This is a genomic window from Streptomyces coacervatus (assembly GCF_029223485.1).
In the GTDB taxonomy this organism is placed as follows: Bacteria; Actinomycetota; Actinomycetes; order Streptomycetales; family Streptomycetaceae; genus Streptomyces; species Streptomyces coacervatus.
Window position 1 is genome coordinate 167741 of the sequence record NZ_JARHTP010000016.1, and the last position, 21707, is coordinate 189447.

Here is a 21707-nt window from a genome sequence, read left to right on the forward strand (position 1 = left end):
GGTGATGACACTTCGTGCATTTATGCAAGGGGCCGGAAAATCGGCGATTCGAAAGGTCGCCGTCCTACTCGTTTTCTTACTGGCGCTCAGCGGGTGTGATCGAAACACGCCGCTGCTGGTCGTGAAGGCGGTGGCCGCGGGAGTTCCGTCTCTCGCGCCTTTCTTCGACGAGGGCAGCGGGCTGGGCCATGACGCCGCGGTCAGGCCGCAAGTGGTACGCGGCAGTCTGCAGCAGGGGGACACGCCCGGGTTGTACGGGGGCACGCGGAAGCCGACCATCTGCGATGTCAAGCAGCTCAAGGCGTTCCTCACGGATCCCGGGAATCATCTGAAGGCGCAGGCGTGGGCGACTGCGCTGGACATCACGACGGATGAGATTCCGGGATATCTGGACCGGCTCACTCCTGTTCTCCTGCGTCACGACACTCTCGTTCAGAATCACGACTACAAGAAGGGAAAGGCTGTTCCCTTCAACTCCTTGCTTCAGGCGGGAATCGCCGTTCTCGTGGACGAACAGGGACTTCCGGCTGTGAAGTGCTCGTGCGGAAATCCGCTCCGTCCCTTCACGGGTGACACGAACCGGATTTCGGTCAAGTTCGAGGACGGCACCAAGAAGTGGCCGGGATATCAGCGTTCCTCGGTGGTGGCCGTGCAGCCGGCAGCCCGGGAAATGCAGCGGCTCGCCCTGATCGACGTCGACAATCCCGCCGTGGGCATCGACCGGCCGGTCGGCACGACGGGCGCGCACGACAAGACCTTCAACGCGAGCAGGCACCATGCGGTGCCCCGGCTCGCCGGGAGGAGTTTCAGGGACGCGCGCCGACTGCTGGCCGACGAGGGGCTGGCGGTCGGGTACGACGGGCGGACGAGGCCGCCGGACGGTGCGCGGGTGACGGCGTCAGACCCGCCGGCCGGGCGCGAGCTGGGGTTCGGGGAGTATGTGACGCTGAGTGTGGCCGGGGGGACGTCCGAGGGGGCCAGCACTCCCCCGGTGCCCTCGACCTCCGGGCCGTCCACGGCACCGCCGTCGTCGTCATCGTCATCGCCGACGTCGTCGCCGGTCTCCCCGTCCTCCCCGTCGAGCAGCGGGCCCGGGCCGTCGTCCTCCGCGCCGACGTCGAGCGCGCCGCCGAGCTCCAAGTCGCCCCCGTCTAGTGCGCCGCCCGGTTCGCCGTCGACGACGATCAGCTCGCCCCCGGTCAGCGCCCCGGTGACGAGCAGCGCACCCCCGCCCAGCGCCTCGGTCACGACGAGCGCACCGCCGCCCGGGACCACGAGCGCTCCGGGCATGAGCGAGCCGGCGAGCAGCGCACCCGCCACGAGTGAGCCCGCGTCTTCGGGGCCCGCCTCGATCGCGATCACATAGCGCCTCCGCAGAACCCGGGAGTCACCGGATGCATCCAGGATCACCGACGTCGGGAGTGGGCCGGGTCATCGCCGGCCGTTATCTGCTGCTGAACCGGCTCGGCAGCGGCGGCATGGGCCATGTCTGGCTCGCCCACGACCAGAGACTCGCCTGCGAGGTCGCGCTCAAGGAGATCGTGTTCCGCGACCCGGACCCGGCGGACGAGGAGCGGGAGGCACGGGTCGCGCGGGCCCGGGCGGAGGCCCGGCACGCGGCGGGGCTGCGCGGCCATCCGCATGTGGTGACGGTGCACGACGTGCTGGAGCACGAGGGGCTGCCTTGGATCGTCATGGAGTACGTGGCGGGCGCCACCGACCTGCGCGACCTGGTCGAGCGGCGCGGCCCGCTCGCGCCCGCGGAGTGTGCCCGTATCGGGCTCGCCGTGCTGGACGCGCTGACTGCCGGGCACGAGCGGGGCGTGATGCACCGGGACGTGAAGCCGGCGAACATCCTGCTCGCGCCGGACCGCACCGGGGCGCCGTACGGCCGGATCCTGCTCACCGACTACGGCATCTCCGTGCAGCCGGACGCCGGTGAGACCCGGTACACGCTGGCGTCCGTGCTGGTGGGGACGTCGGGGTATCTGGCGCCGGAGCGCGCCACGGGCGGGCCGCCGACCCCGGCCGCCGACCTGTTCTCGCTGGGCTGCACGCTCTACCACGGCGTCGAGGGCCACGGTCCCTTCGAGCGCGAGTCGCATCTCGCCGAGGTCACCGCGGTGGTCATGGAGGAGCCGCGTCCGGCCGTGCGCGCCGGTGCGTTGAGCCCCGTACTGCAGGCCCTGCTGGTGAAGGATCCGGGGCAGCGGCTGTCCGCCACGGAGGCGGAGGCGGCGCTGTCGCGGATCGTCACGCCGCAGGCCGAGGCGTACGCCCGCACGCAGACCGACCTGGGTTCGCAGCCGCCGTGGGCCGGGGTGGCAGCTGCGCCTGCTCCTCCTCCGCCCGGTCCCGGGCCCGGGGCGGACGGCTTCGGGCCGGTCGTGGTGTCCGGGCCCGCGCACCGGCGCCGCGAGCTCCCGAGGGCCCTGCGGGCGGTCCTCGCCGCCTCGCTCGGGCTGGTGCTGGCCCTGGGCGGGGTCTGGTACGCCGTGGCGCACCAGAAGAACGGCGGGGACGGGGCGGCGTCGCCGTACGGGTCGGCCGTCGGACTCGCCGAGCCGCTCAAGGACGGGGAGTGTGTGCTCGCCGACTGGTCGGGCTCGGCGCGTTTCCAGGGTGTGCCCCGGCTGACGCCGGATCCGACCTGCCGGGACAAGGCGCCCGACGGGCAGGTGATGGCGTTCGTGACGGCCGCGTCCGCGGATGAGGCGCGCAGGCTGGGGCCGGCGCGGTGCGAGGAGCGGACGCAGGAGATCCGGGAGGGGCTGGCGGATGTCCGCAGCGTCGCCGTCGTGCCGACCGGGGCCGGGTTCGAGGCCGCGGGACGGCGCACCGCCTGTCTGGTGCTGGGCGCGCACGGGCCGGTGTACGGGCCGCTCGGCGAGCAGCGCAAGCTCGGCTCGGACTTCGCCGACACGGCGAACATGCAGCGCCGTGACTGCCTTCAGACCCGCTCCAACCGGGACGCCCGGCTGGTCTCCTGCAGCGGCCCGCACGACGAGCAGGTGCTCGGTTTCACCCGGCTGGGCAAGGACATCACGCTCACCGAGGCCCGTACGCAGTCGGACTCGGCGTGTGCCAAGGACGTGCCGCCGCGGGACTACGGCTTCGACCCGTCGGTGTACACGGCCGGTTCCTGGACCAGCGCGGGCCCGTGGAAGTCGGGCACGCATTTCGTCGTCTGCACCGTCCGGGAGCAGAACGGGGGCACCATGGAGGGGGACGAATCCTGAGGAGGGTGTTGCGATGCCCGGTTCCACGGACGGTTCTACCAAGGCAATGGGGGCGATCACGGTCGGCGGACTCGTCGTGGTGACCGCCTACACGGTGGCCCTCGGCTCCAACGGCTGGCTGTGGTTCGGCTGGGTCGTGCTGGGTCTGCTCACCCTGGGGATGGTCGCCTCACGCAGCACATGACACTTCCGGGGAAAGTGACACATCGACGGCTCCTGCCGCTCATTCCTCGGTCAGCCGCCCGGCCGAGTGCACCCCAGGCTGGTACTTCGGCAACCGGGCGGTGATCTTCATGCCCGCTCCTACGGCGGTCTCGATGACGAGCCCGTAGTCGTCGCCGTAGACCTGGCGCAGCCGGTCGTCGACGTTGGACAGCCCGATGCCGCCCGAGGGGCTGACCTCGCCGGCGAGGATGCGGCGCAGCAGGTCGGGGTCCATTCCGGCGCCGTCGTCCTCGATGACGACCAGGGCCTCGGCGCCGGCGTCCTGTGCGGTGATGCTGATGTGGCTCTTGCCGGCTGGTGCGGTCTTCCCTTCCAGGCCGTGCTTGACCGCGTTCTCGACGAGCGGCTGCAGGCACAGGAAGGGCAGAGCAACCGGGAGCACCTCGGGGGCGATCTGCAGGGTGACGGACAGACGGTCGCCGAACCGTGCCCGCACCAGCGCCAAGTAGTGGTCGATGGCGTGGAGTTCGTCGGCGAGGGTGGTGAAGTCGCCGTGTCTGCGGAACGAGTAGCGGGTGAAGTCGGCGAATTCGAGGAGCAGTTCGCGGGCGCGTTCGGGGTCGGTGCGGACGAAACTCGCTATCACCGCGAGTGAGTTGAAGATGAAGTGCGGCGAGATCTGGGCCCTGAGGGCCTTGATCTCCGCCTCGATCAGGCGGGTGCGGGACTGGTCGAGATCGGCCAGCTCCAACTGGACGCTCACCCAGCGGGCGACCTCCCCGGCGGCCCGGACGAGGACGGCGGACTCGCGGGGCGCGCAGGCGACCAGCGCGCCGTGCACGCGGTCGTCGACGGTGAGCGGGGCGACGACGGCCCAGCGCACCTGGCAGTCCGGGTCGGGGCACTTGAGGCGGAAGGCCTCGCCACGGCCGGTCTCCAGCGGTCCGGCGAGGCGCTCCATGATCTCGCCGCGGTGATGGCCGCCCACGCCGTCCCAGACCAGCACCTCTTTCTGGTCCGTCAGGCACAGTGCGTCCGTGCCGAGGAGGGTGCGCAGCCTGCGGGCGGACTTACGGGCGGTCTCCTCCGTCAGCCCGGCCCGCAGCGGGGGCGCGGCGAGGGAGGCAGTGTGCAGCGTCTGGAAGGTGGCGTGCTCGACGGGCGTACCGAGGCCGCCGAGACTCTCCGGGCGCGCCGTACGCCGCCCGAGCCAGAACCCGGCGGCCAGCAGCGGGAGTACGGCCACGCACAGGCCGGCGAGAAATCCACTCATGCCTTCACCTCCGCCCGTAGGGCCTGTGTCGGAACTCCGGTGCAATGGCGCCCCATAAGGGGCGCGGGGCTGTATCGATATGCGGCTCCGCCGCGTGGGCGCGACCAGCCCCCAGAAGCCCGCAGGTTCATCACAGCGCCCGCAACGGAGTGCTCAGTTCCTCCGGCAGATGGAATCTGGCCAAGATCGCCTCGGTCCCGCCCGGCACCCGCCCCGGGGTGGCCAACGACACCAGCACCATGGTGAGGAAACCGAGCGGCACCGACCAGAGCGCCGGCCAGGCCAGTAAAGCGTGCAGTGGGCCCGTGCCCGGGAAGCCCGCCATCGTCGCGGCCACCGACACGAACGCCGAACCACCGCCGATCAGCATCCCGGCGGCCGCACCCGGCGGGGTCAGCCGCCGCCACCAGATGCCCAGGACCAGCAGCGGGCAGAAGGACGAGGCGGACACGGCGAAAGCCAGCCCGACGGCGTCGGCGACCGGCAGCCCGCCGACGATGACGCTGGCGGCGAGCGGTACGGCCATGGAGAGCACCGTGCCGAGCCTGAAGTGCCTTACGCCGCGCGTCGGGAGGACGTCCTGGGTGAGCACCCCGGCGACGGCCATGGTCAGCCCGGAGGCCGTGGACAGGAACGCGGCGAAGGCGCCGCCCGCCACCAGCGCGCCCAGCAGGTCGCCGCCGACGCCGCCGATCATGCGGTCGGGCAGCAGCAGGACGGCGGCGTCCGCGTTGCCGGTGAGGGTGAGTTCGGGGGTGTAGAGCCTGCCGAGGGCGCCGTAGAGGGGCGGCAGGAGGTAGAAGGCGCCGATCAGGCCGAGCACGGCCACCGTGGTGCGGCGGGCGGCGACACCGTGCGGGCTGGTGTAGAAGCGGACGACGACGTGCGGCAGCCCCATGGTGCCGAGGAAGGTGGCGAGGATCAGCCCGTATGTGGCGTACAGCGGGCGTTCCTCGCGGCTCGCGGCCAGCGAGGTCGACATGCCGCCGTTGGTGCCTCGGTCGGCGGCCGGGACGGTGCTGCCCTTGGCGAAGGTCAGCCGGGCGCCCTGCTCGATGTGGTGGGTGCCGGTGGGGAGCCGGATCCGCCGGCCGTCGTGGGTGCGGCCGTCGACCGTGCCGGTGACGGTGACCGTGAGCGGCCGGTCCAGTTTCAGGTCGAGGCTGTCGTCGATGCGTACGACGCGCTGTTCGCGGAAGGTCGCCGGTTCCGCGAAGGCGTGGCGGGGCGCGCCGTCGCCCTGCCAGGCGAGGACCAGGAACAGGGCGGGGACGAGCAGCGCGGTCAGCTTGAGCCAGTACTGGAAGGCCTGCACGAAGGTGATGCTGCGCATCCCGCCGGCGGCGACGGTGGCGACCACGACGACGGCGACGATCAGCCCGCCGAGTGAGCTGGGCGCGCCGGTCAGCACCGTCAACGTCAGCCCTGCGCCCTGGAGTTGGGGCAGCAGATACAGCCAGCCGACGCCGACCACGAAGGCCCCCGCCAGCCGCCGTACCGCATGCGAGGCGAGCCGGGCCTCGGCGAAGTCGGGCAGTGTGTAGGCGCCGGAGCGGCGCAGCGGGGCGGCGACGAACAGGAGCAGGACCAGATAGCCGGCGGTGTAGCCGACGGGGTACCAGAGCATGTCGGGGCCCTGCACCAGGACCAGGCCCGCGATGCCCAGGAAGGAGGCGGCGGAGAGGTATTCACCGCTGATGGCGGCCGCGTTGAGGCGGGGGCCGACGGTGCGGGAGGCGACGTAGAAGTCGGAGGTGGTGCGGGATATGCGCAGGCCGAACGCGCCGACCAGGACGGTCGCCACGACCACCAGAGCGACCGCCGGCACTGCGTAACTGGAGTTCATCGGTCTTCCACGAGCCGTACGAAGTCCCGTTCGTTGCGCTCGGCGCGGCGTACGTACCACAGGGCGAGCAGGACCATCGGGGCGTACAGGCAGAAGCCGAGGATCACCCATTCCAGGTGGCGGGCGGCAGGCATGGCGGCGAAGACCAGGGGCAGCGGGCCGATCAGCAGGCCGAGGAACGCGAACACTGCGAGGGCGGCGCGGAGTTGGGTGCGCATGAGGGAGCGGACGTAGGTGTGGCCGAGGGTGGTCTGCTCGTCGATCTCGGTGCGCGGGCGGTAGTAGCCGGAGGCGCGCCGGGTGCGGCGGGTGCGGCGGGGCGGGCCGGTGACGACGACGCGGCGCTCGGCGGGGTCCTGGCCCGGCACGGCTATGGCCTCCTCATCAGCAGGTCCCGCAGTTCGCGTGCGTGGCGGCGGCTGACCTGGAGTTCCTCGGCGCCGACCAGGACGCTCACCGTGCCTGCGTCCAGGCGCAGTTCGCCGACGTGGCGCAGGGCGACCAGGTGGCGGCGGTGGATGCGGACGAAGCCGCGGGAGCGCCAGCGCTCCTCCAGGTTGGACAGCGGGATCCGCACGAGGTGGCTGCCCTTGTCGGTGTGCAGGCGGGCGTAGTCGCCCTGGGCCTCGACGTGGGTGATGTCGTCGACGGCGACGAAGCGGGTCACGCCGCCGAGTTCGACCGGCAGGTGGTCGGGGTCGGGTTCGTGCACGGGGATGCGCGGGGCGGTGCCGGTGAGTTCGGCTGCCCGCCGGACCGCCTCCGCCAGGCGTTCCTTGCGGACCGGCTTGAGCACGTAGTCGACGGCCTTGAGGTCGAAGGCCTGTACCGCGAAGTCCTCGTGGGCGGTGACGAACACGACCAGCGGCGGCTGGGCGAACCCGGTCAGCAGTCGGGCCAGGTCGAGGCCGTCGAGGCCGGGCATGTGGATGTCGAGGAAGACGACGTCGATCGCTTCGGGGCCGCCCGGACCGGACTGCAGCGCGCGGTTGATGCGGCGCAGCGCCTCGGTCGCGTCGCCGGCGCCCTCCGCGCTGCCGATGCGGGGATCCGCGTTCAGCAGATAGAGCAGTTCCTCCAGTGAGGGGCGTTCGTCGTCGACGGCGAGGGCGCGCAGCATGAACCCGGAGTGTAGGTGGAATCCGCACGTGTGGACATGTGCCGGGGTGTCGACGTTCCTGCTGGATACAGTGCCCGCATGAACAGCAGGCCGGCCCCCTTCGACGAGCTCGACCGGAAGATCATCACCTCGTTGATGGCGAACGCCAGGACGAGCTTCGCCGAGATCGGCGCGGCCGTCGGGCTGTCGTCCACGGCGGTCAAGCGGCGCGTGGACCGGCTGCGCGAGACGGGGGTGATCACCGGGTTCACGGCCACGGTGCAGCCGGCGGCGCTGGGCTGGCGCACGGAGGCGTACGTCGAGGTGTACTGCGAGGGCGCGGCCCCGCCGCGGCGGCTCGCGGAGGTGGTCCGCAACCATCCGGAGATCACGGCGGCGATGACGGTGACCGGCGGCGCGGACGCGCTGCTGCACGTACGGGCGCGGGATGTGGACCACTTCGAGGAGGTGCTGGAGCGGATCCGCATCGAACCCTTCATCCGCAAGACGATCAGTGTGATGGTGCTGTCCCATCTGCTCCCGGAGAGCCCGGAGGCGGGCGCCACCCAAGTGGCCCCCGAATAAACATCCGAACGCGCAGCAAGGCTGCGCAGATCCCGGTGAAGACGCAGCATTCCTGCGCGGACACGCAATTCTTGTTCCTTGTCGCGCGCCTCCGTCACTTCCTACCTTGGTGTCAACCCACCCTCGACACCGCAGGAAAGCGGAGGAACCCCTCTGTGTCCGATTCCCGTGTGCCGCGCCGGCGGCGCTTCCTCGTCTGCGAACCCAGACACTTCGCCGTGCAGTACGCGATCAACCCCTGGATGCAACCCGATGCCCGCGTCGACGTGGACCTGGCCCAGGAGCAGTGGCAGGCGCTGATCGGCGCCTACCGGGCCCACGGTCACACCGTCGACACCCTGGAGCCGGCCCCCGGTCTCCCCGACATGGTCTTCGCCGCGAACTCGGCGGTCGTCGTGGACGGCCGTGTCTTCGGCGCCCTCTTCCACGCGCCCCAGCGGCGCCCGGAGTCCACGCACTACGACACGTGGTTCAAGGCGGCCGGCTTCGCCGTCCACCGCCCCGAGTCCGTCTGCGAGGGCGAGGGCGACCTGGTCTGGACGGGACGCTATGTCCTGGCCGGCACCGGATTCCGTACGACCCGCGAGGCGCACCGCGAGGTGCAGGAGTTCTTCGGCCACCCGGTGATCAGCCTGACCCTGGTGGACCCGCGCTTCTATCACCTGGACACGGCGCTGTTCGTCCTGGACGACGACAACGTCTCCTACTACCCGGAGGCGTTCTCGCCGGGCAGCCGGGAGGTGCTTGCGCGGCTGTACCCGGACGCCGTACTGGCCACCCTGGACGACGCGCTGGCCTTCGGCCTGAATTCTGTGTCCGACGGCCGGAATGTGTTCATCGCGCCCCAGGCCGAGGCCCTCGCCACCGCCCTCGCCGACCGCGGCTATGTCCCCGTCCCCGTCGACCTGTCCGAGTTCCGCAAGGCAGGCGGCGGCATCAAGTGCTGCACTCAGGAGATCCGTTCATGACCGCTCCCGTGACCACGCGTTCGTCCGCCGACCTGATCCGCGCCGAGGAACCGGTCCTGGCGCACAACTACCACCCGCTGCCCGTGGTCGTCGCCCGCGCCGAGGGCACCTGGGTGCAGGACGTCGAGGGCCGCCGCTACCTGGACATGCTGGCCGGCTACTCGGCCCTCAACTTCGGCCACCGCCACCCCGCGCTGATCGAGGCGGCCCACCGGCAGCTCGACCGCCTCACCCTCACCTCCCGCGCCTTCCACAACGACAAGCTCGCCGAATTCGCCGAGCGGCTGGCCGAGCTGACCGGCCTGGACATGGTGCTGCCGATGAACACGGGCGCCGAGGCGGTCGAGTCCGGCATCAAGGTCGCCCGCAAGTGGGCCTACGAGGTCAAGGGCGTCCCCGCCGACCAGGCGACGATCGTGGTCGCCGCGGAGAACTTCCACGGCCGTACGACGACGATCGTCAGCTTCTCCACCGACGAGACGGCACGGGCGGGCTTCGGCCCCTTCACGCCGGGCTTCCGGATCGTGCCGTACAACGACCTGGCGGCGCTGGAGGCGGCCGTCGACGAGACGACGGCGGCCGTGCTCATCGAGCCCATCCAGGGCGAGGCGGGCGTCGTCATCCCGGACGAGGGCTATCTGGCCGGGGTGCGCGAGCTGACCCGCCGTAAGGGCTGCCTGTTCATCGCGGACGAGATCCAGTCGGGCCTCGGCCGCACGGGCCGTACCCTCGCCGTCGAGCACGAGTCGGTCGTCCCCGACGTCCTGCTGCTGGGCAAGGCGCTGGGCGGCGGCATCGTCCCGGTCTCCGCGGTGGTCGCCCGCCGGGACGTGCTCGGCGTGCTGCGCCCGGGCGAGCACGGCTCGACGTTCGGCGGCAACCCGCTGGCAGCCGCGGTCGGCACGGCCGTCGTCGAGCTGCTGGAGACGGGCGAGTACCAGCGCCGGGCCGCCGAGCTCGGTGTGGTGCTGCGGGGCGGCCTGGCCTCGCTGGTCGGCAAGGGCGTCGTCGGCTTCCGCGCCCGCGGACTGTGGGCGGGCGTCGACATCGACCCGGCCATCGGCACCGGCCGCGAGGTCAGCCAACAGCTGATGCGGGAGGGCGTCCTGGTCAAGGACACCCACGGCTCGACCATTCGGCTGGCGCCGCCGCTGACGATCACCGGGGAAGAGCTGGAGTCGGCGCTCGCAGCGCTGGAGAAGGTCCTGGGTTCATGACCGAAGTGGGGGGTGGTCGAACCCCGCCCCCCACTTTTCTCTCCGTCCCCGCACGTTGCCCGAAGGGTGAAGATGGGGACAAGAGGTGGTAGACCACTCTCAGCGACAGAGAGGTCGGCCGTGGGCACTGAAGAGGAGCAGGACGTTGCCCGGCAGCGTTTCGACGTGGCCGATGCCGCGCCCCTGCTGCTCGACGCGCAGGGCGTGGTGCGGAGCTGGACCAGGGATGCCGAGCGGCTGCTGGCGTACACGGCCGCCGAGGTGGTGGGCACCAAGGTGTCCGGACTGCTGGCCGCCGAGGACGCTGCGCGGGTGCCCGAGCTGGTCGAGCGCTGCCGCCGGGACGGCGGCTGGGCGGGGCTGCTGACCGCACGGCGCAAGGGCGGGCGGCCGGTCCGGCTGATGGTGCGGATCACTCCGGCGGTGGAACCCGGCGTCCCGGCACGCTGGCTGGTGCTGCTCTCCGACATGGCGGCCGGGGCCCGCGGCTGGGACATGAGCCGTACGGTGCTGGAGCAGATGGTGACCGGCTCCCCCGTCGGCATAGCGATCGTGGACGCCGATCTGCGGTGCGTCTGGTCGAACGCGGCCCTGGAGCAGTTCGGCGGCGGGTCCGCCCGGGAGCGGCTGGGGCGGCGGCTGGCGGAGATCCAGCCGGGCATCGACTCCGAGAGCATCGAGACCCAGATGCGGCGGGTGCTGGAGACCGGCCGACCGGTGGTCGGGTACGAGCATGTCGGCCAGGTGCGGTCGGCGCCGCACCGGGAGACGGCGCACATGATGTCGTTCACCCGGCTCGACGACGAGCACGGTCATCCGATGGGCGTGTACTACACCGTCGTCGACGTCACCGAGCGGCACCGTGCCCGGCAGCGCCTCGCCCTGCTCGACCGGGCCGGCGAGCACATCGGCCGCACCCTGGACATCGCGGCGACCGCGCAGGAGCTGGCCGACGTGGCCGTGCCGGGGTTCGCCGACTTCGTCTGCGTGGACCTGCTGGAGTCGGTGCTGCGGGGCGCGGAGCCGGCGGCCGGGGCACCGGCCGACACGGACCGGGTGCCGCTGCGCAGGGCCGGCCAGCAGTCGGTGAACGCCGGCATCCCGGAGGCCGTCGTCGAGATCGGCGAAGTGGCCGCCTATGTCGCCGGCTCGCCACCGGTCCGGAGCCTGGCCACGGGCCGGTCCTGGCGCGAGGAGCAGCTCGACCCGCTCGCCAGGGAGTGGGCCGCGGACGTGGCGGGCGGCCGGACGGCCACCACCTTCCTGGAGCTGGGACTGCACAGCGTGATGATCGTGCCGATCCGCGCGCGGGGCGTCACGCTGGGCGTCACCACGTTCTTCCGGCGCAGGCGTCAGGAGCCGTTCGACGAGGACGACCTCAGCCTGGCCGAGGACCTGGTGTCGCGGGCGGCGGTGTGCGTCGACAACGCCCGCCGCTACACCCGCGAACGCAATGCGGCGCTGGTGCTGCAGCGCAGCCTGCTCCCGCACCGGCTGCCCGTGCAGAACGCGGTAGACGTGGCCGCCTACTACCGCCCGGCCGACGAACTGACCGGCCTCGGCGGCGACTGGTACGACCTCATCCCGCTGTCCGGCGCGCGCGTCGCGCTCGTCGTGGGCGAGGTGCCGGGCCACGGCATCGACGCCGCCGCGGCCATGGGGCGCCTGCGGACCGCCGTACGCACGCTCGCGGCGCTGGACCTGCCGCCGGAGGAGGTGCTCGCCCACCTCGACGACCTGGTCGCGCGGACCGGCCGCGGGGAGGAAGGCGAACCGGACGGTGCGGAGGGTGCCGACGTCCAGGTCGCGGGGGCCGGCTGTGTGTACGTCGTCTACGACCCCGTGGACGGGCAGTGCACGATGGCCGCCGCGGGCCACCCCGCGCCCGCCGTCGTCCTGCCCGACGGCAGCGTCAGTTTCGTCGACCTTCCGCAGGGGCCGCCGCTCGGCGCCGGCGGACGGCCCTTCGAGGCGGTGGAGCTGGCCCTCGCCGAGGGCAGCACGCTCGCGCTGCACACCGACGGGCTGCTGGCCCGCGAGGGCGACGACCGGGCCGTCGACGCGGACCGCGCTCGGCTGCGCCGGGCCCTGGAGCGGCTCGCGCCCTCGCTCGACCTGCGCTGCCGGGCCGTGGTCGACGCGCTGGTCCCGGACCGCCCGGACGACGACGTGGCCCTGCTGATGGCCCACACCAGGCTCCTGGGCGCGGACCAGGTCGCCGACTGGGACCTGCCCGCCGACCCGGCCGTCGTCGCCGACGCCCGCAAGGAGGCCGCCCGGCAGTTGGCCGAGTGGGGTCTGGAGGAGCTGGCCTTCACCACGGAACTCGTGGTCAGCGAGCTGGTCACCAACGCGATCCGGCACGCCGAAGGCCCCATCCGGCTCCGTCTGATCAGGGAACGCGCCCTGATCTGCGAGGTCTCCGACGGCGGCGCCACCGCACCCCATCTGCGCCATCCGCGCACCACGGACGAGGGGGGCCGCGGGCTGCTGCTGGTCTCCCAGTTCACCCAGCAGTGGGGCACCCGCTTCGTCCCCGAGGGGAAGGTCATCTGGGCCGAGCAGTCCCTGACCGAGCCCCCCGCCTGACACAACCACTTAAATCAAGCAAAATCATGCAAAACTGATGTGATCCCGGTGGTGAGGCGGGAGCCATGAAACAGACGGCGATCGACTACGGCGCAGTGTTCCAGGCCCTGCCCGGCATGGTGGCGGTACTGACGCCCGAGCTGGTGTACGCGGACGTCAACGAGGAGTTCTGCTCGATGTCCGGCCGCAAGCGCCAGGACCTCGTCGGGCGCTATCTCTTCGACGTCTTCCCCGACAACCCCAACGACTCCGGTGCGTCGGGCATGCGCAATCTGGCGGCCTCGCTGCAGCGCGTGATCACCACGGGTGAACGCGACGCCATGGCTCTGCAACGCTACGACGTCGAGGTCGCCGCACAGCCCGGCGAGTGGGAGGAGCGCTACTGGAGCCCGGTCAACGCGCCGGTGTTCGGCCCCGACGGCAAGGTGGCACTGCTGGTGCACCGGGTCGAGGAGGTCACCGAACTCATCAAGGCCCGCGGCGGCCCCAGCGGCAGCCGCGCCCGCGTCCTGGAGGCCGAGCTGTACACGCGCGCCCGCGAACTGCAGGAGGTCAACGAGCGGCTGCGGCAGGCGCACGCCCGCGAGCGCGAGGTGGCCATCGCCCTGCAGGAGGCCATGCTGCCCGCCCGCCGCCAGGTCGGCCACTACGACGCCGCCGTGCGTTACCGGCCCGCGGTCGGCGCGCTCAACGTGTGCGGGGACTGGTACGACCTGGTCGACCTGGTGGGCGGCCACCGCATCGGCGTGGCGGTGGGCGACGTGGTCGGTCACGGCCTCGCGGCCGCCGGGGTGATGGGCCAGCTGCGCAGCGCGCTGAGCGCCGCCTCCCGGGTCGCCGAGGGCCCCGGCGAGGCACTGAACGTCCTGGGCCGGTATGCGAACGTGGTCGACGGCGCCGAATCCGCCACCGCCGTCACGACGTTCATCGACTTCGACGAGCACACCATCACCTACAGCAGCGCCGGACACCTCCCGCCCGTCCTCGTGCACGCCGACGGCCGCATCGAGTTCCTCGACCAGGCCACGGACCCGCCACTCGACGCCCGCCCCGACCCGATCCCCAGACCCCAGGCCTGTACGCGGTACGCCGAGGGCGCCACCCTCGTCCTCTACACCGACGGCCTGATCGAGCGCAGACGCGAGGACATCGACACCGGCCTGGCCCGCCTCGCCGACTCCCTCGGCCGTCACCGCAAGGAGGACCCCGAACGGCTGGCGGACGCGGTCCTGCTGGAGCTGCTGCCGCCGGGGGGCGCCACCGACGACACCGCCCTGGTCATCGTGCGGCTGTGAACGAGCAGACGGGGCGGTACGCCGCAAGGGCCGGGCGCCCGCCAGCAGTTGAGCGTGATCGCGCCATGATGTGCCATCAGGTTGCTGTCTACCGGTCGGTAACTGGAGGCTGGTGCGGCAGTTGTCCCCACGCGCGCGACGCGGCGTCCGCCGTGTTCCGGCGAACTGCCCCTGCACATAGACTGGCGGCCCCACAACACGCCGGTTGACCTGCTGGAACGCGGCGGCACAGGCGATCCGCCGGAGTGAGGAGCGACCCTTTGTTCTACTACGTGCTCAAATACGTGTTGTTGGGACCTCTGCTGAGACTGGTCTTCCGGCCTCGCATCGAAGGCCTCGAACACGTACCGGCCGAAGGTCCGGCGATCGTCGCCGGCAACCACCTCTCGTTCTCGGACCACTTCCTGATGCCGGCGATCATCAAGCGCCGTATCACCTTCCTCGCGAAGAAGGAGTACTTCACGGGTCCGGGCATCAAGGGCCGCCTCACCGCGGCCTTCTTCCGCAGCGCCGGGCAGATCCCGGTCGACCGCAAGGGCAAGGAGGCGGGGCAGGCCGCGATCCGCGAGGGCCTCGGCGTGCTGCGCAAGCAGGAACTGCTCGGCATCTACCCGGAGGGCACCCGCTCGCACGACGGCCGCCTCTACAAGGGCAAGGTCGGGGTGGCGGTGATGGCTCTGAAGGCCCAGGTGCCCGTCATCCCCTGCGCGATGATCGGCACCTTCGAGGCGCAGCCGCCCGGCAAGGTCATCCCGAACATCCACCCCGTCGTCATCCGCTTCGGCAAGCCCCTCGACTTCTCCCGCTACGCGGGCATGGAGGACGAGAGGGCGATCCTGCGCGCCGTGACCGACGAGATCATGTACGCGATCCTGTCGCTGTCCGAGCAGGAGTACGTCGACGAGTACGCGGCCGTGGCGAAGGCGGCGCAGGCCGAGACGGCAGCCGCGGAGAAGGGGCGCCGCTTCCCGCGAATGCCGCTGGGATAGGGCGAGTTGAGCAGTGGTGAGGGGCGGCCGGAGTGTTCCGGCCGCCCCTCACGTCGTACGACTGCTGGTTACGGCTTGGGCGTGGCGTGCGGGGTGCAGGTCACGTCCGCGGCGTCCAGCTTGCCGCTGAGCAGGTAGTCGTCCACCCGCTGGTTGATGCACGGGTTGACCAGGCCGGTCACACCGTGCGAGCCCGCGTCCTTCTCGGTGATCAGGCGGGAGCCCTTGAAGCGGTTGTGCAGTTCGACGGCGCCGTCGTACGGGGTGGCGGCGTCACGCGTGGACTGCACGATCAGGACCTGCGGCAGACCCTTGTGCGTCTTGACGTTCACGGGCTTCTGCTGCTTGACCGGCCAGGTGGCGCACGGCAGGTTCATCCAGGCGTTGGCCCAGGTCATGAACGGGTAGTTCTTGTTGAGCTCGGTGTTGTCGGTGTCCCACTTCTTCCAGCTGGTGGGCCACTTGGCGTCGGTGCACTCGACGGCCGTGTAGACGGCGTTGCCGTTCTCCGAGGAGATGTTGCCCGCGGTGTTCGACAGGTCCGGGCCCGCCGCGGCGACCAGCGCCTGGGTGTCGCCGGCGAAGTACTTGCCGAAGACCGTCGCGACCGGCACCCACGAGGAGTCGTAGTACGGGGCGCTCTGGAAGAAGGAGATCAGCTCGGCCGGGCCGACGACCCCGCCGATGGGGCTCTTCTTGGCGGTGGCGCGCAGTTCGAGCCACTTCGCCTGGACCGCGTCACGCGTGGTGCCGAGGTGGAAGGCGGCGTCGTTGGCGGCGACCCAGTCCTCCCAGTCCTTCCAGCGGCCCTCGAAGGCGACGTCCTGGTCCAGGTTGGCCTGGTACCAGATCTTCTCCCGCGACGGGTTGACGACGCTGTCCACGATCATGCGGCGCAGGTGGCCCGGGAACATCGTGCCGTAGACGGCGCCGATGTACGTGCCGTAGGAGACGCCCAGGTAGTTGAGCTGCTTCTCGCCGAGCGCGGCACGGATGACGTCCAGGTCGCGCACCGTGTTGGGCGTGGTCATCTGCGAGAGCATCGCCTTGCCGGAGCGCTCGGCGCACCCGTCCGCGTACTCGCGGGCCAGCTTGCGCTGGGCGAGCTTGTCGGCCTCGGAGTCGGGCACCGGGTCGGCCTTGGGCGCCTTCACGAACTCCTGCGGGTCAATACAGGAGATGGGCGCGGAGTGGCCGACACCACGCGGGTCGAAGCCCACGAAGTCGTACGCCTTGGCCACGTTGGCCCACACCGCGTTCTTGGTCGTGACGCGGCGCGGGAAGCGCATACCGGAGGCGCCGGGGCCGCCCGGGTTGTAGACGAGGGCGCCCTGGCGCTCCTCCTTGGTCCCCGTGTTGCCGATGTGGTCGACGGCGAGCTTGATCTGCTTGCCGTACGGCTTGGCGTAGTCGAGCGGGACGCTGACGTACCCGCACTGGATGGGCTTCTCAAACCCCCAGTCGGCCGGGCAGTCCTGCCAGTCGATCCCGGCCTTCGCGGCCCGCTCGGCCGCGATGGCGGCACCGCGGGCCTCCCGGTCCTGCCCGTGCCGTGCGGTCGCGCTGGCACTCGGCGCCGCGACGGCGCCGGCTATGAGCGTCGCCGCGGCGAGCACTCCGGCCGAGCCGAGCGCGGCGGCCCGCTTATTTCGTCTGATATCCCTCAAGTGGGACCTCCCCCAACGTCATTGCGATTGTCAGGGGGATCCTTTCGGCTGTGTACATGCCGAGAACAGGGGTCGTTGACCTTCTTTACCAATCCGATAAACGGTGAACGCTGTCCCGCTCAGCGGAGACTCACCCGACGGAGGCGAGCGCCTCGTCCAGCACGCGCCGAAGCCGCAGCGCATCGGCCGCCACGGCGCTGACGAGCACGGCGGGCCCGGCGAGCGGCACCAGAACGGCCCCCTCCCCCAGCACCCGGGCCGGCACCGGTTCCATCCCGAACTCGGGCCGTACGACGACCAGTTGACCCACGGCCCGATGCCCGCCCAGCACAGCAGGACCGTCCCACCCGCCCGGCGCTCCGGGCCCGCAGGTCAGCTCCTGGTCGAGGAGGACCCGCCCCTCGACACACACCGTAAGACGACTGGTGAGCCGCCCAGGTTGCTCCCCGACCCGCCCGAGCACCTGCTCCTCGCGCAGCACCAGCCGGGCGGCACCGCCGAGCTCGACCCGTGTCCTGACGTACAGATCACTCCCGTGGGCGGAGATCAACTGCTCGGGCAGCCAAGCCAGTTCACCCCCGTCGGCGACATCGAGCCGCACGTCGTAGCGTGCCTCGCCCTTGGCCTGCCCGGGCAGCGCGATGGTGGCGGCAGCCGACCCGACCCGCAGCCGTGCCCCGCTCCCCACCTCCGCCTCCACGGCGAACTCATCCCCGCCGAGCGGCCCGCTCATCGCCCCGACGAGCATGACCCGCGCCTCGGCACCACTCCCCCGCGTCCGCCGCAGCGCGAGCGGCCCGTCCCCCTCCAGCACGGGCAGGGCCGTACCGCCTCTCCCGTCGTCCCGGGCGACGATCCGAGCCGTGGCCCGCACCCCGCCCACGGTCACGCCGTCCACGCGGCGAGCTGCGCCCGCACCCAGCCGGCGACGTCCTGCACCCCGCCCCCGCTCCTGAGCGACTGGAAGACGACGGGCAGTTCGGCCCGCTGCGCCTTGGCGTCGGCCGCCATCCGCCCGAGGTCGGACCCGACGTAAGGCGCGAGGTCGGTCTTGTTGACGACGAGCAGATCGGCCGTGGTCACCCCGGGCCCACCCTTCCGGGGAATGTCGTCACCACCCGCGACGTCGATGACGAAGATCTGGGCGTCGACGAGCCCCTTGGAGAAGGTCGCGGTGAGATTGTCCCCACCGGACTCGACCAGGATCAGATCCAGCGGCCCGACCTCGTCCTCCAGATCCTCGACCGCCTCCAGATTGGCGGAGATGTCGTCCCGGATCGCGGTGTGCGGACAGGCCCCCGTCTCCACGGCAGTGATCCGCTCGGGCGGCAGCACGGCTTCCCGAAGCAGGAATTCGGCGTCCTCGCGGGTGTAGATGTCGTTGGTGACGACGGCCAGGGAGAGCTCGTCACGCAGCGCCCGGCACAACGCGGCCACGGTGGCGGTCTTACCCGACCCGACGGGACCGCCGAGCCCGATGCGCAGGGCGCGGCGAGAGCCGTCGGGCCGGTGGGCGTCGGCGCTGACGGCGGCGGGGCCGTCGTGGGTGTGGTCCAGATGCATGGCTACGGCTCCAATATTTCAGCCCGTCCGGCGTTTGAGGACGAGGCCCTTCGGGCCGAACGGGGGTCTGGGGGCGGAGCCCCCAGGGTCGGGAACGGGAAGGGGCGGCGGGGGCGCGGCATCCATCAGCGGCTCCGCCGCGGGTCTAGGACGCGAACAGCCGTACAGGCCAAGCAGCATGCAATTCGGCGGCGATTTCCAGCAGAGGCGCGGAAGCCGCCGGCAGCGCGTCGACCCCGTCGTCGCACACCCCCCGAGCTGCTTCCACCGCCCGATCCGCCACGCGATCCACCTCAGGCGCCAGCCGAGCCAGCACCCCCGTCGCATCGAACGGATCAAGACTCAGCAACCGCACCGTCGCACTCGCCGCCCCACTGACACTCTCGTACGCCGCGCAGTAGGCCGCATCCACGGCCTCCAGCCCCGCCGCCCGAGCGGCAAGCCCCAACACGACGGGCTGATGCGCCCCCTTGGGGAACTCCCGTGCCAGGGCGTCGAGTTCACCGGAGGGCCAGGTCGCCCGAGCGGCCCGCATCAACTGCCGCCCCAGCTTCCGCCCGGCGACCCGCAGGGCCGGCGAGGGCGTACGGGCATCCGCGGCCGCGTCCAACGCCATGGGATCCACGCCGAGTACGGCGGAGGCGGCCAGCGACGCCGCCACCAGCCCCGCTGTGTGCAGCCGCCCCCGGCAGAACGACTCCAGACTCGCCGCCCCGGTGATCCGCCCGGCCTTCACGGCCGCCTCGGCCCCGCCGGAGTGCGCATGCCCTCCGGCGGGAAAGCGGCCGTCGGCCAGAACCAGTAGTGCAGCCCTGGACATCAGAAGAGGAAGTACCGCTGGGCCATGGGCAGTTCGGCGGCGGGCGTCGCCTCGACCAGCTCACCGTCGATGTGCACGGCGAAACTGTCGGGATCGACCTGCACCCGCGGCCGCGCGTCGTTCTCCCGCATATCGGCCTTGGTGACGCCACGCGTCGACTCGATCGCGACGAACCGCTTCCCGAGCGAGAGCCGCTCCGGCAGCCCGTCCTCGATGGCGAGAGGCGCCACGAAGTTGAAGGAGTTGGAGGCGGGCGCCCGCCCGATCGCCCCGTACATCGGGCGCGGCAGGATCGGCTGCGGCGTGGGAATCGAGGCGTTGGCGTCGCCCATCTGCGCGTAGGCGATCTGCCCGCCCTTGACGACCAGATGGGGCTTGACCCCGAAGAACGCGGGCTCCCACAGCACCAGGTCGGCGAGCTTGCCGGTCTCCACCGACCCGATCTCGCGCGCAAGACCCTGCGCGAGCGCCGGATTGATCGTGTACTTGGCCACGTACCGCCGCACCCGCCGGTTGTCGGCGCGCCCGTCCCCCGGCAGCGCACCCCGTCGCCGCTTCATCACATGTGCCGTCTGCCAGGTCCGCATGATGACCTCGCCGACGCGCCCCATGGCCTGGGAGTCCGAGGAGATGATCGAGATGGCGCCGAGGTCGTGCAGAATGTCCTCCGCCCCTATGGTGGACGGCCGGATCCGCGACTCGGCGAACGCCAGGTCCTCCGGCACCGCCGGGTTGAGGTGGTGGCACACCATCAGCATGTCGAGGTGTTCCTCGGCGGTGTTGACGGTGTACGGCCGCGTCGGGTTGGTCGAGCTGGGCAGCACATGCGACTCGGAGACCACGGTCATGATGTCCGGCGCGTGTCCGCCGCCCGCGCCCTCGGTGTGGTACGCGTGGATGCCGCGCCCGGCGATCGCGGCGAGCGTGTCACCGACGAAGCCGGCCTCGTTCAAGGTGTCCGTGTGAATGGCGACCTGGATACCCGTCTGATCCGCCACGGTCAGCGAGGCGTCGATGACGGCGGGCGTCGTTCCCCAGTCCTCGTGCAGCTTGAGCCCCAGCGCCCCGCCGCGGATCTGCGACAGCATCGCCTCGTGCGAGACGGTGTTGCCCTTGCCGAGGAAGCCGATGTTGAGCGGGTACTGCTCCATCGCCTCCAGCATCCGCGCGAGGTGCCACGGACCGGGCGTGACCGTGGTCGCCTTGGAGCCCTCGGCCGGCCCGGTGCCACCCCCCACCAGCGTGGTGATACCGGCGGACAGCGCTTCGTCGGCGATCTGCGGACAGATGAAGTGGACGTGCGCGTCTACGGCGCCCGCGGTCAGGATCCGCCCGTTGCCCGCGATGATCTCGGTCTCGGGGCCGATCACCAGATCCGGATGAACCCCGTCCATCGTGTCCGGATTGCCCGCCTTGCCGATCCCGGTGATCCGGCCGTCGCGCATACCGACATCCGCCTTGACGATCCCCCAGTGATCGATGATCACCGCACCCGTGATGACGGTGTCCGGAGTGCCGTCTGCGCGCGTAGCGCGCGACTGCCCCATGGACTCGCGGATGACCTTGCCACCGCCGAACACGGCCTCGTCACCGGCGAGTGAAGGCCCGCCGGAACGATCCTCCTCGATCTCCACGATCAGGTCGGTGTCGGCGAGCCGGATGCGGTCACCGGTGGTCGGGCCGAACAGGTCGGCGTACGCGGCACGCGAGATCTCAGGCATCGAGGGCACCTCCGGTCTCCCCGCGCAGCCCGGGCACCACACGGGCGCCGGCGAGCGGGACGAGTTCTACGTCGACGGGGATCCCGGGCTCGAAGCGCACCGCCGTACCGGCAGCGATGTTCAGCCGCTTGCCGCGTGCGGCGGCGCGGTCGAAGTCCAGACCGGGGTTGGCCTCGGCGAAGTGGTAGTGGGAGCCGACCTGGACGGGCCGGTCGGCGGCGTTGAGGACGGTCAGCGGGGTGACCTCGCGGCCCTCGTTGTAGGCAACGGGCTCGTCCGCGAACAGGATCTCGCCGGGAATCATCGAGGCCCCCTCAGACGATCGGGTCGTGGACGGTGACGAGCTTGGTGCCGTCGGGGAAGGTCGCCTCGACCTGGACGTCGTGGATCATCTCGGGGATGCCCTCCATGACGTCGTCGCGGGCGAGCAGCTTGCGCCCGGAGGACATCAGCTCGGCGACCGTACGGCCGTCACGGGCGCCTTCGAGGATGTGCGACGTGATGAGGGCGACCGCCTCGGGGTGGTTGAGCTTGAGTCCGCGAGCGCGGCGCTTCTCGGCGACGTCGGCTGCCACGTGGATGAGCAGCCTCTCTTGCTCGTGCGGGGTCAGTTGCACGTCCCACCTCACAGTCCTCGCTCCGGACCGTGCGGGGTCCGGTTGCCTCAGCCC

General features: G+C 71.3%; 20 protein-coding genes. 9 read left to right on the forward strand and 11 right to left on the reverse strand.

The features are described from left to right. Positions 1-22: 22 nt before the first annotated feature. Genes P2Q00_RS34080 through P2Q00_RS34090 form a run of 3 tightly spaced genes read left to right on the forward strand, consistent with a single transcriptional unit; the run spans position 23 to position 3423 of the window. On the forward strand, positions 23-1366 hold the full coding sequence (locus P2Q00_RS34080) for a DUF6777 domain-containing protein (protein WP_338059371.1): 1344 nt from the start codon (positions 23-25) through the stop codon (positions 1364-1366). Between the two features lie 28 nt (positions 1367-1394). Next, on the forward strand, positions 1395-3239 hold the full coding sequence (locus P2Q00_RS34085; RefSeq protein ID WP_275777488.1) for a serine/threonine-protein kinase: 1845 nt from the start codon (positions 1395-1397) through the stop codon (positions 3237-3239). Between the two features lie 13 nt (positions 3240-3252). Then, entirely contained in the window at positions 3253-3423 is a 171-nt protein-coding gene (locus P2Q00_RS34090; protein WP_030928253.1) for a hypothetical protein, read from the forward strand. A 39-nt stretch (positions 3424-3462) separates the two neighbouring features. Here the strand turns inward: P2Q00_RS34090 and P2Q00_RS34095 are convergent, their stop codons facing one another. The 4 genes from P2Q00_RS34095 to P2Q00_RS34110 form a co-directional block, all read right to left on the reverse strand. Then, entirely contained in the window at positions 3463-4677 is a 1215-nt protein-coding gene (locus P2Q00_RS34095; RefSeq protein WP_275777491.1) for a sensor histidine kinase, read from the reverse strand. Positions 4678-4807: 130 nt separating this feature from the next. Then, positions 4808-6523 (reverse strand): sodium/solute symporter, encoded by a 1716-nt coding sequence (locus P2Q00_RS34100; RefSeq protein WP_275777493.1) that lies wholly within the window; start codon positions 6521-6523, stop codon positions 4808-4810. Continuing rightward, positions 6520-6891: a hypothetical protein gene (locus P2Q00_RS34105; RefSeq protein ID WP_275777494.1), complete on the reverse strand. Its 372-nt coding sequence runs from the start codon at positions 6889-6891 to the stop codon at positions 6520-6522. Before P2Q00_RS34105 ends, P2Q00_RS34100 begins: the two co-directional genes overlap by 4 nt. Before the next feature lie 2 nt (positions 6892-6893). Further along, the gene (locus P2Q00_RS34110; RefSeq protein ID WP_275777496.1) at positions 6894-7643 is read right to left on the reverse strand and encodes a LytR/AlgR family response regulator transcription factor; all 750 of its coding nucleotides are present in this window, start codon (positions 7641-7643) and stop codon (positions 6894-6896) included. Positions 7644-7721: 78 nt separating this feature from the next. Here P2Q00_RS34110 and P2Q00_RS34115 point away from each other — a divergent pair, with 78 nt between their 5' ends. The 6 genes from P2Q00_RS34115 to P2Q00_RS34140 all read left to right on the forward strand — a co-directional run bounded on the left by P2Q00_RS34115 (position 7722) and on the right by P2Q00_RS34140 (position 15265). After that, the gene (locus P2Q00_RS34115; RefSeq protein ID WP_275777497.1) at positions 7722-8207 is read left to right on the forward strand and encodes an Lrp/AsnC family transcriptional regulator; all 486 of its coding nucleotides are present in this window, start codon (positions 7722-7724) and stop codon (positions 8205-8207) included. 155 nt (positions 8208-8362) lie between these two features. Beyond that, on the forward strand, positions 8363-9175 hold the full coding sequence (gene ddaH / locus P2Q00_RS34120; RefSeq protein WP_275777498.1) for a dimethylargininase: 813 nt from the start codon (positions 8363-8365) through the stop codon (positions 9173-9175). Beyond that, complete coding sequence (gene rocD, locus P2Q00_RS34125; protein ID WP_275777500.1) at positions 9172-10392, forward strand: ornithine--oxo-acid transaminase; 1221 nt, start codon at positions 9172-9174, stop codon at positions 10390-10392. The genes ddaH and rocD overlap by 4 nt, the downstream gene beginning before the upstream one ends. A 120-nt stretch (positions 10393-10512) precedes the next feature. Beyond that, positions 10513-12981 carry a SpoIIE family protein phosphatase gene (locus P2Q00_RS34130; protein ID WP_275777503.1) on the forward strand — a complete coding sequence of 823 codons (2469 nt, stop codon included), beginning with the start codon at positions 10513-10515 and terminating at the stop codon, positions 12979-12981. 65 nt (positions 12982-13046) lie between these two features. After that, complete coding sequence (locus tag P2Q00_RS34135; RefSeq protein WP_275777505.1) at positions 13047-14276, forward strand: SpoIIE family protein phosphatase; 1230 nt, start codon at positions 13047-13049, stop codon at positions 14274-14276. Between the two features lie 260 nt (positions 14277-14536). Continuing rightward, entirely contained in the window at positions 14537-15265 is a 729-nt protein-coding gene (locus P2Q00_RS34140; RefSeq protein ID WP_275777507.1) for a lysophospholipid acyltransferase family protein, read from the forward strand. A gap of 68 nt (positions 15266-15333) precedes the next feature. On the opposite strand, the gene P2Q00_RS34145 is transcribed toward P2Q00_RS34140, so the two are convergent. From P2Q00_RS34145 to P2Q00_RS34175, 7 genes are all read right to left on the reverse strand, one after another. Then, positions 15334-16932 (reverse strand): alpha/beta hydrolase, encoded by a 1599-nt coding sequence (locus tag P2Q00_RS34145; protein ID WP_275777508.1) that lies wholly within the window; start codon positions 16930-16932, stop codon positions 15334-15336. A 130-nt stretch (positions 16933-17062) separates the two neighbouring features. Next, positions 17063-17830, reverse strand: a complete 768-nt coding sequence (locus P2Q00_RS34150; protein ID WP_275777509.1) for an urease accessory protein UreD — start codon at positions 17828-17830, stop codon at positions 17063-17065. Next, positions 17818-18495: an urease accessory protein UreG gene (ureG, locus tag P2Q00_RS34155; RefSeq protein WP_275777511.1), complete on the reverse strand. Its 678-nt coding sequence runs from the start codon at positions 18493-18495 to the stop codon at positions 17818-17820. The genes P2Q00_RS34150 and ureG overlap by 13 nt, the downstream gene beginning before the upstream one ends. A 145-nt stretch (positions 18496-18640) precedes the next feature. Then, a complete protein-coding gene (locus tag P2Q00_RS34160) occupies positions 18641-19315 on the reverse strand; it encodes an urease accessory protein UreF (protein WP_275777513.1) in 675 nt (224 codons plus the stop codon). Beyond that, positions 19315-21036 carry an urease subunit alpha gene (locus P2Q00_RS34165; RefSeq protein ID WP_275777515.1) on the reverse strand — a complete coding sequence of 574 codons (1722 nt, stop codon included), beginning with the start codon at positions 21034-21036 and terminating at the stop codon, positions 19315-19317. Before P2Q00_RS34165 ends, P2Q00_RS34160 begins: the two co-directional genes overlap by 1 nt. Next, positions 21029-21340 carry an urease subunit beta gene (locus P2Q00_RS34170; protein ID WP_275777517.1) on the reverse strand — a complete coding sequence of 104 codons (312 nt, stop codon included), beginning with the start codon at positions 21338-21340 and terminating at the stop codon, positions 21029-21031. Before P2Q00_RS34170 ends, P2Q00_RS34165 begins: the two co-directional genes overlap by 8 nt. Before the next feature lie 10 nt (positions 21341-21350). Continuing rightward, on the reverse strand, positions 21351-21653 hold the full coding sequence (locus P2Q00_RS34175) for an urease subunit gamma (protein WP_275777519.1): 303 nt from the start codon (positions 21651-21653) through the stop codon (positions 21351-21353). Positions 21654-21707 lie beyond the last annotated feature (54 nt).

What these genes read in the sequence shown, in the direction of transcription:
- P2Q00_RS34080 (WP_338059371.1), top strand. Translation starts at nt 23, where the DNA reads ATGCAAGGGGCCGGAAAATCGGCGATTCGAAAGGTCGCCGTCCTACTC.
- P2Q00_RS34085 (WP_275777488.1), top strand. Translation starts at nt 1,395, where the DNA reads ATGCATCCAGGATCACCGACGTCGGGAGTGGGCCGGGTCATCGCCGGC.
- P2Q00_RS34090 (WP_030928253.1), top strand. Translation starts at nt 3,253, where the DNA reads ATGCCCGGTTCCACGGACGGTTCTACCAAGGCAATGGGGGCGATCACG.
- P2Q00_RS34095 (WP_275777491.1), bottom strand. Translation starts at nt 4,677, where the DNA reads ATGAGTGGATTTCTCGCCGGCCTGTGCGTGGCCGTACTCCCGCTGCTG.
- P2Q00_RS34100 (WP_275777493.1), bottom strand. Translation starts at nt 6,523, where the DNA reads ATGAACTCCAGTTACGCAGTGCCGGCGGTCGCTCTGGTGGTCGTGGCG.
- P2Q00_RS34110 (WP_275777496.1), bottom strand. Translation starts at nt 7,643, where the DNA reads ATGCTGCGCGCCCTCGCCGTCGACGACGAACGCCCCTCACTGGAGGAA.
- P2Q00_RS34115 (WP_275777497.1), top strand. Translation starts at nt 7,722, where the DNA reads ATGAACAGCAGGCCGGCCCCCTTCGACGAGCTCGACCGGAAGATCATC.
- rocD (WP_275777500.1), top strand. Translation starts at nt 9,172, where the DNA reads ATGACCGCTCCCGTGACCACGCGTTCGTCCGCCGACCTGATCCGCGCC.
- P2Q00_RS34135 (WP_275777505.1), top strand. Translation starts at nt 13,047, where the DNA reads ATGAAACAGACGGCGATCGACTACGGCGCAGTGTTCCAGGCCCTGCCC.
- ureG (WP_275777511.1), bottom strand. Translation starts at nt 18,495, where the DNA reads ATGCATCTGGACCACACCCACGACGGCCCCGCCGCCGTCAGCGCCGAC.
- P2Q00_RS34160 (WP_275777513.1), bottom strand. Translation starts at nt 19,315, where the DNA reads ATGTCCAGGGCTGCACTACTGGTTCTGGCCGACGGCCGCTTTCCCGCC.
- P2Q00_RS34165 (WP_275777515.1), bottom strand. Translation starts at nt 21,036, where the DNA reads ATGCCTGAGATCTCGCGTGCCGCGTACGCCGACCTGTTCGGCCCGACC.
- P2Q00_RS34170 (WP_275777517.1), bottom strand. Translation starts at nt 21,340, where the DNA reads ATGATTCCCGGCGAGATCCTGTTCGCGGACGAGCCCGTTGCCTACAAC.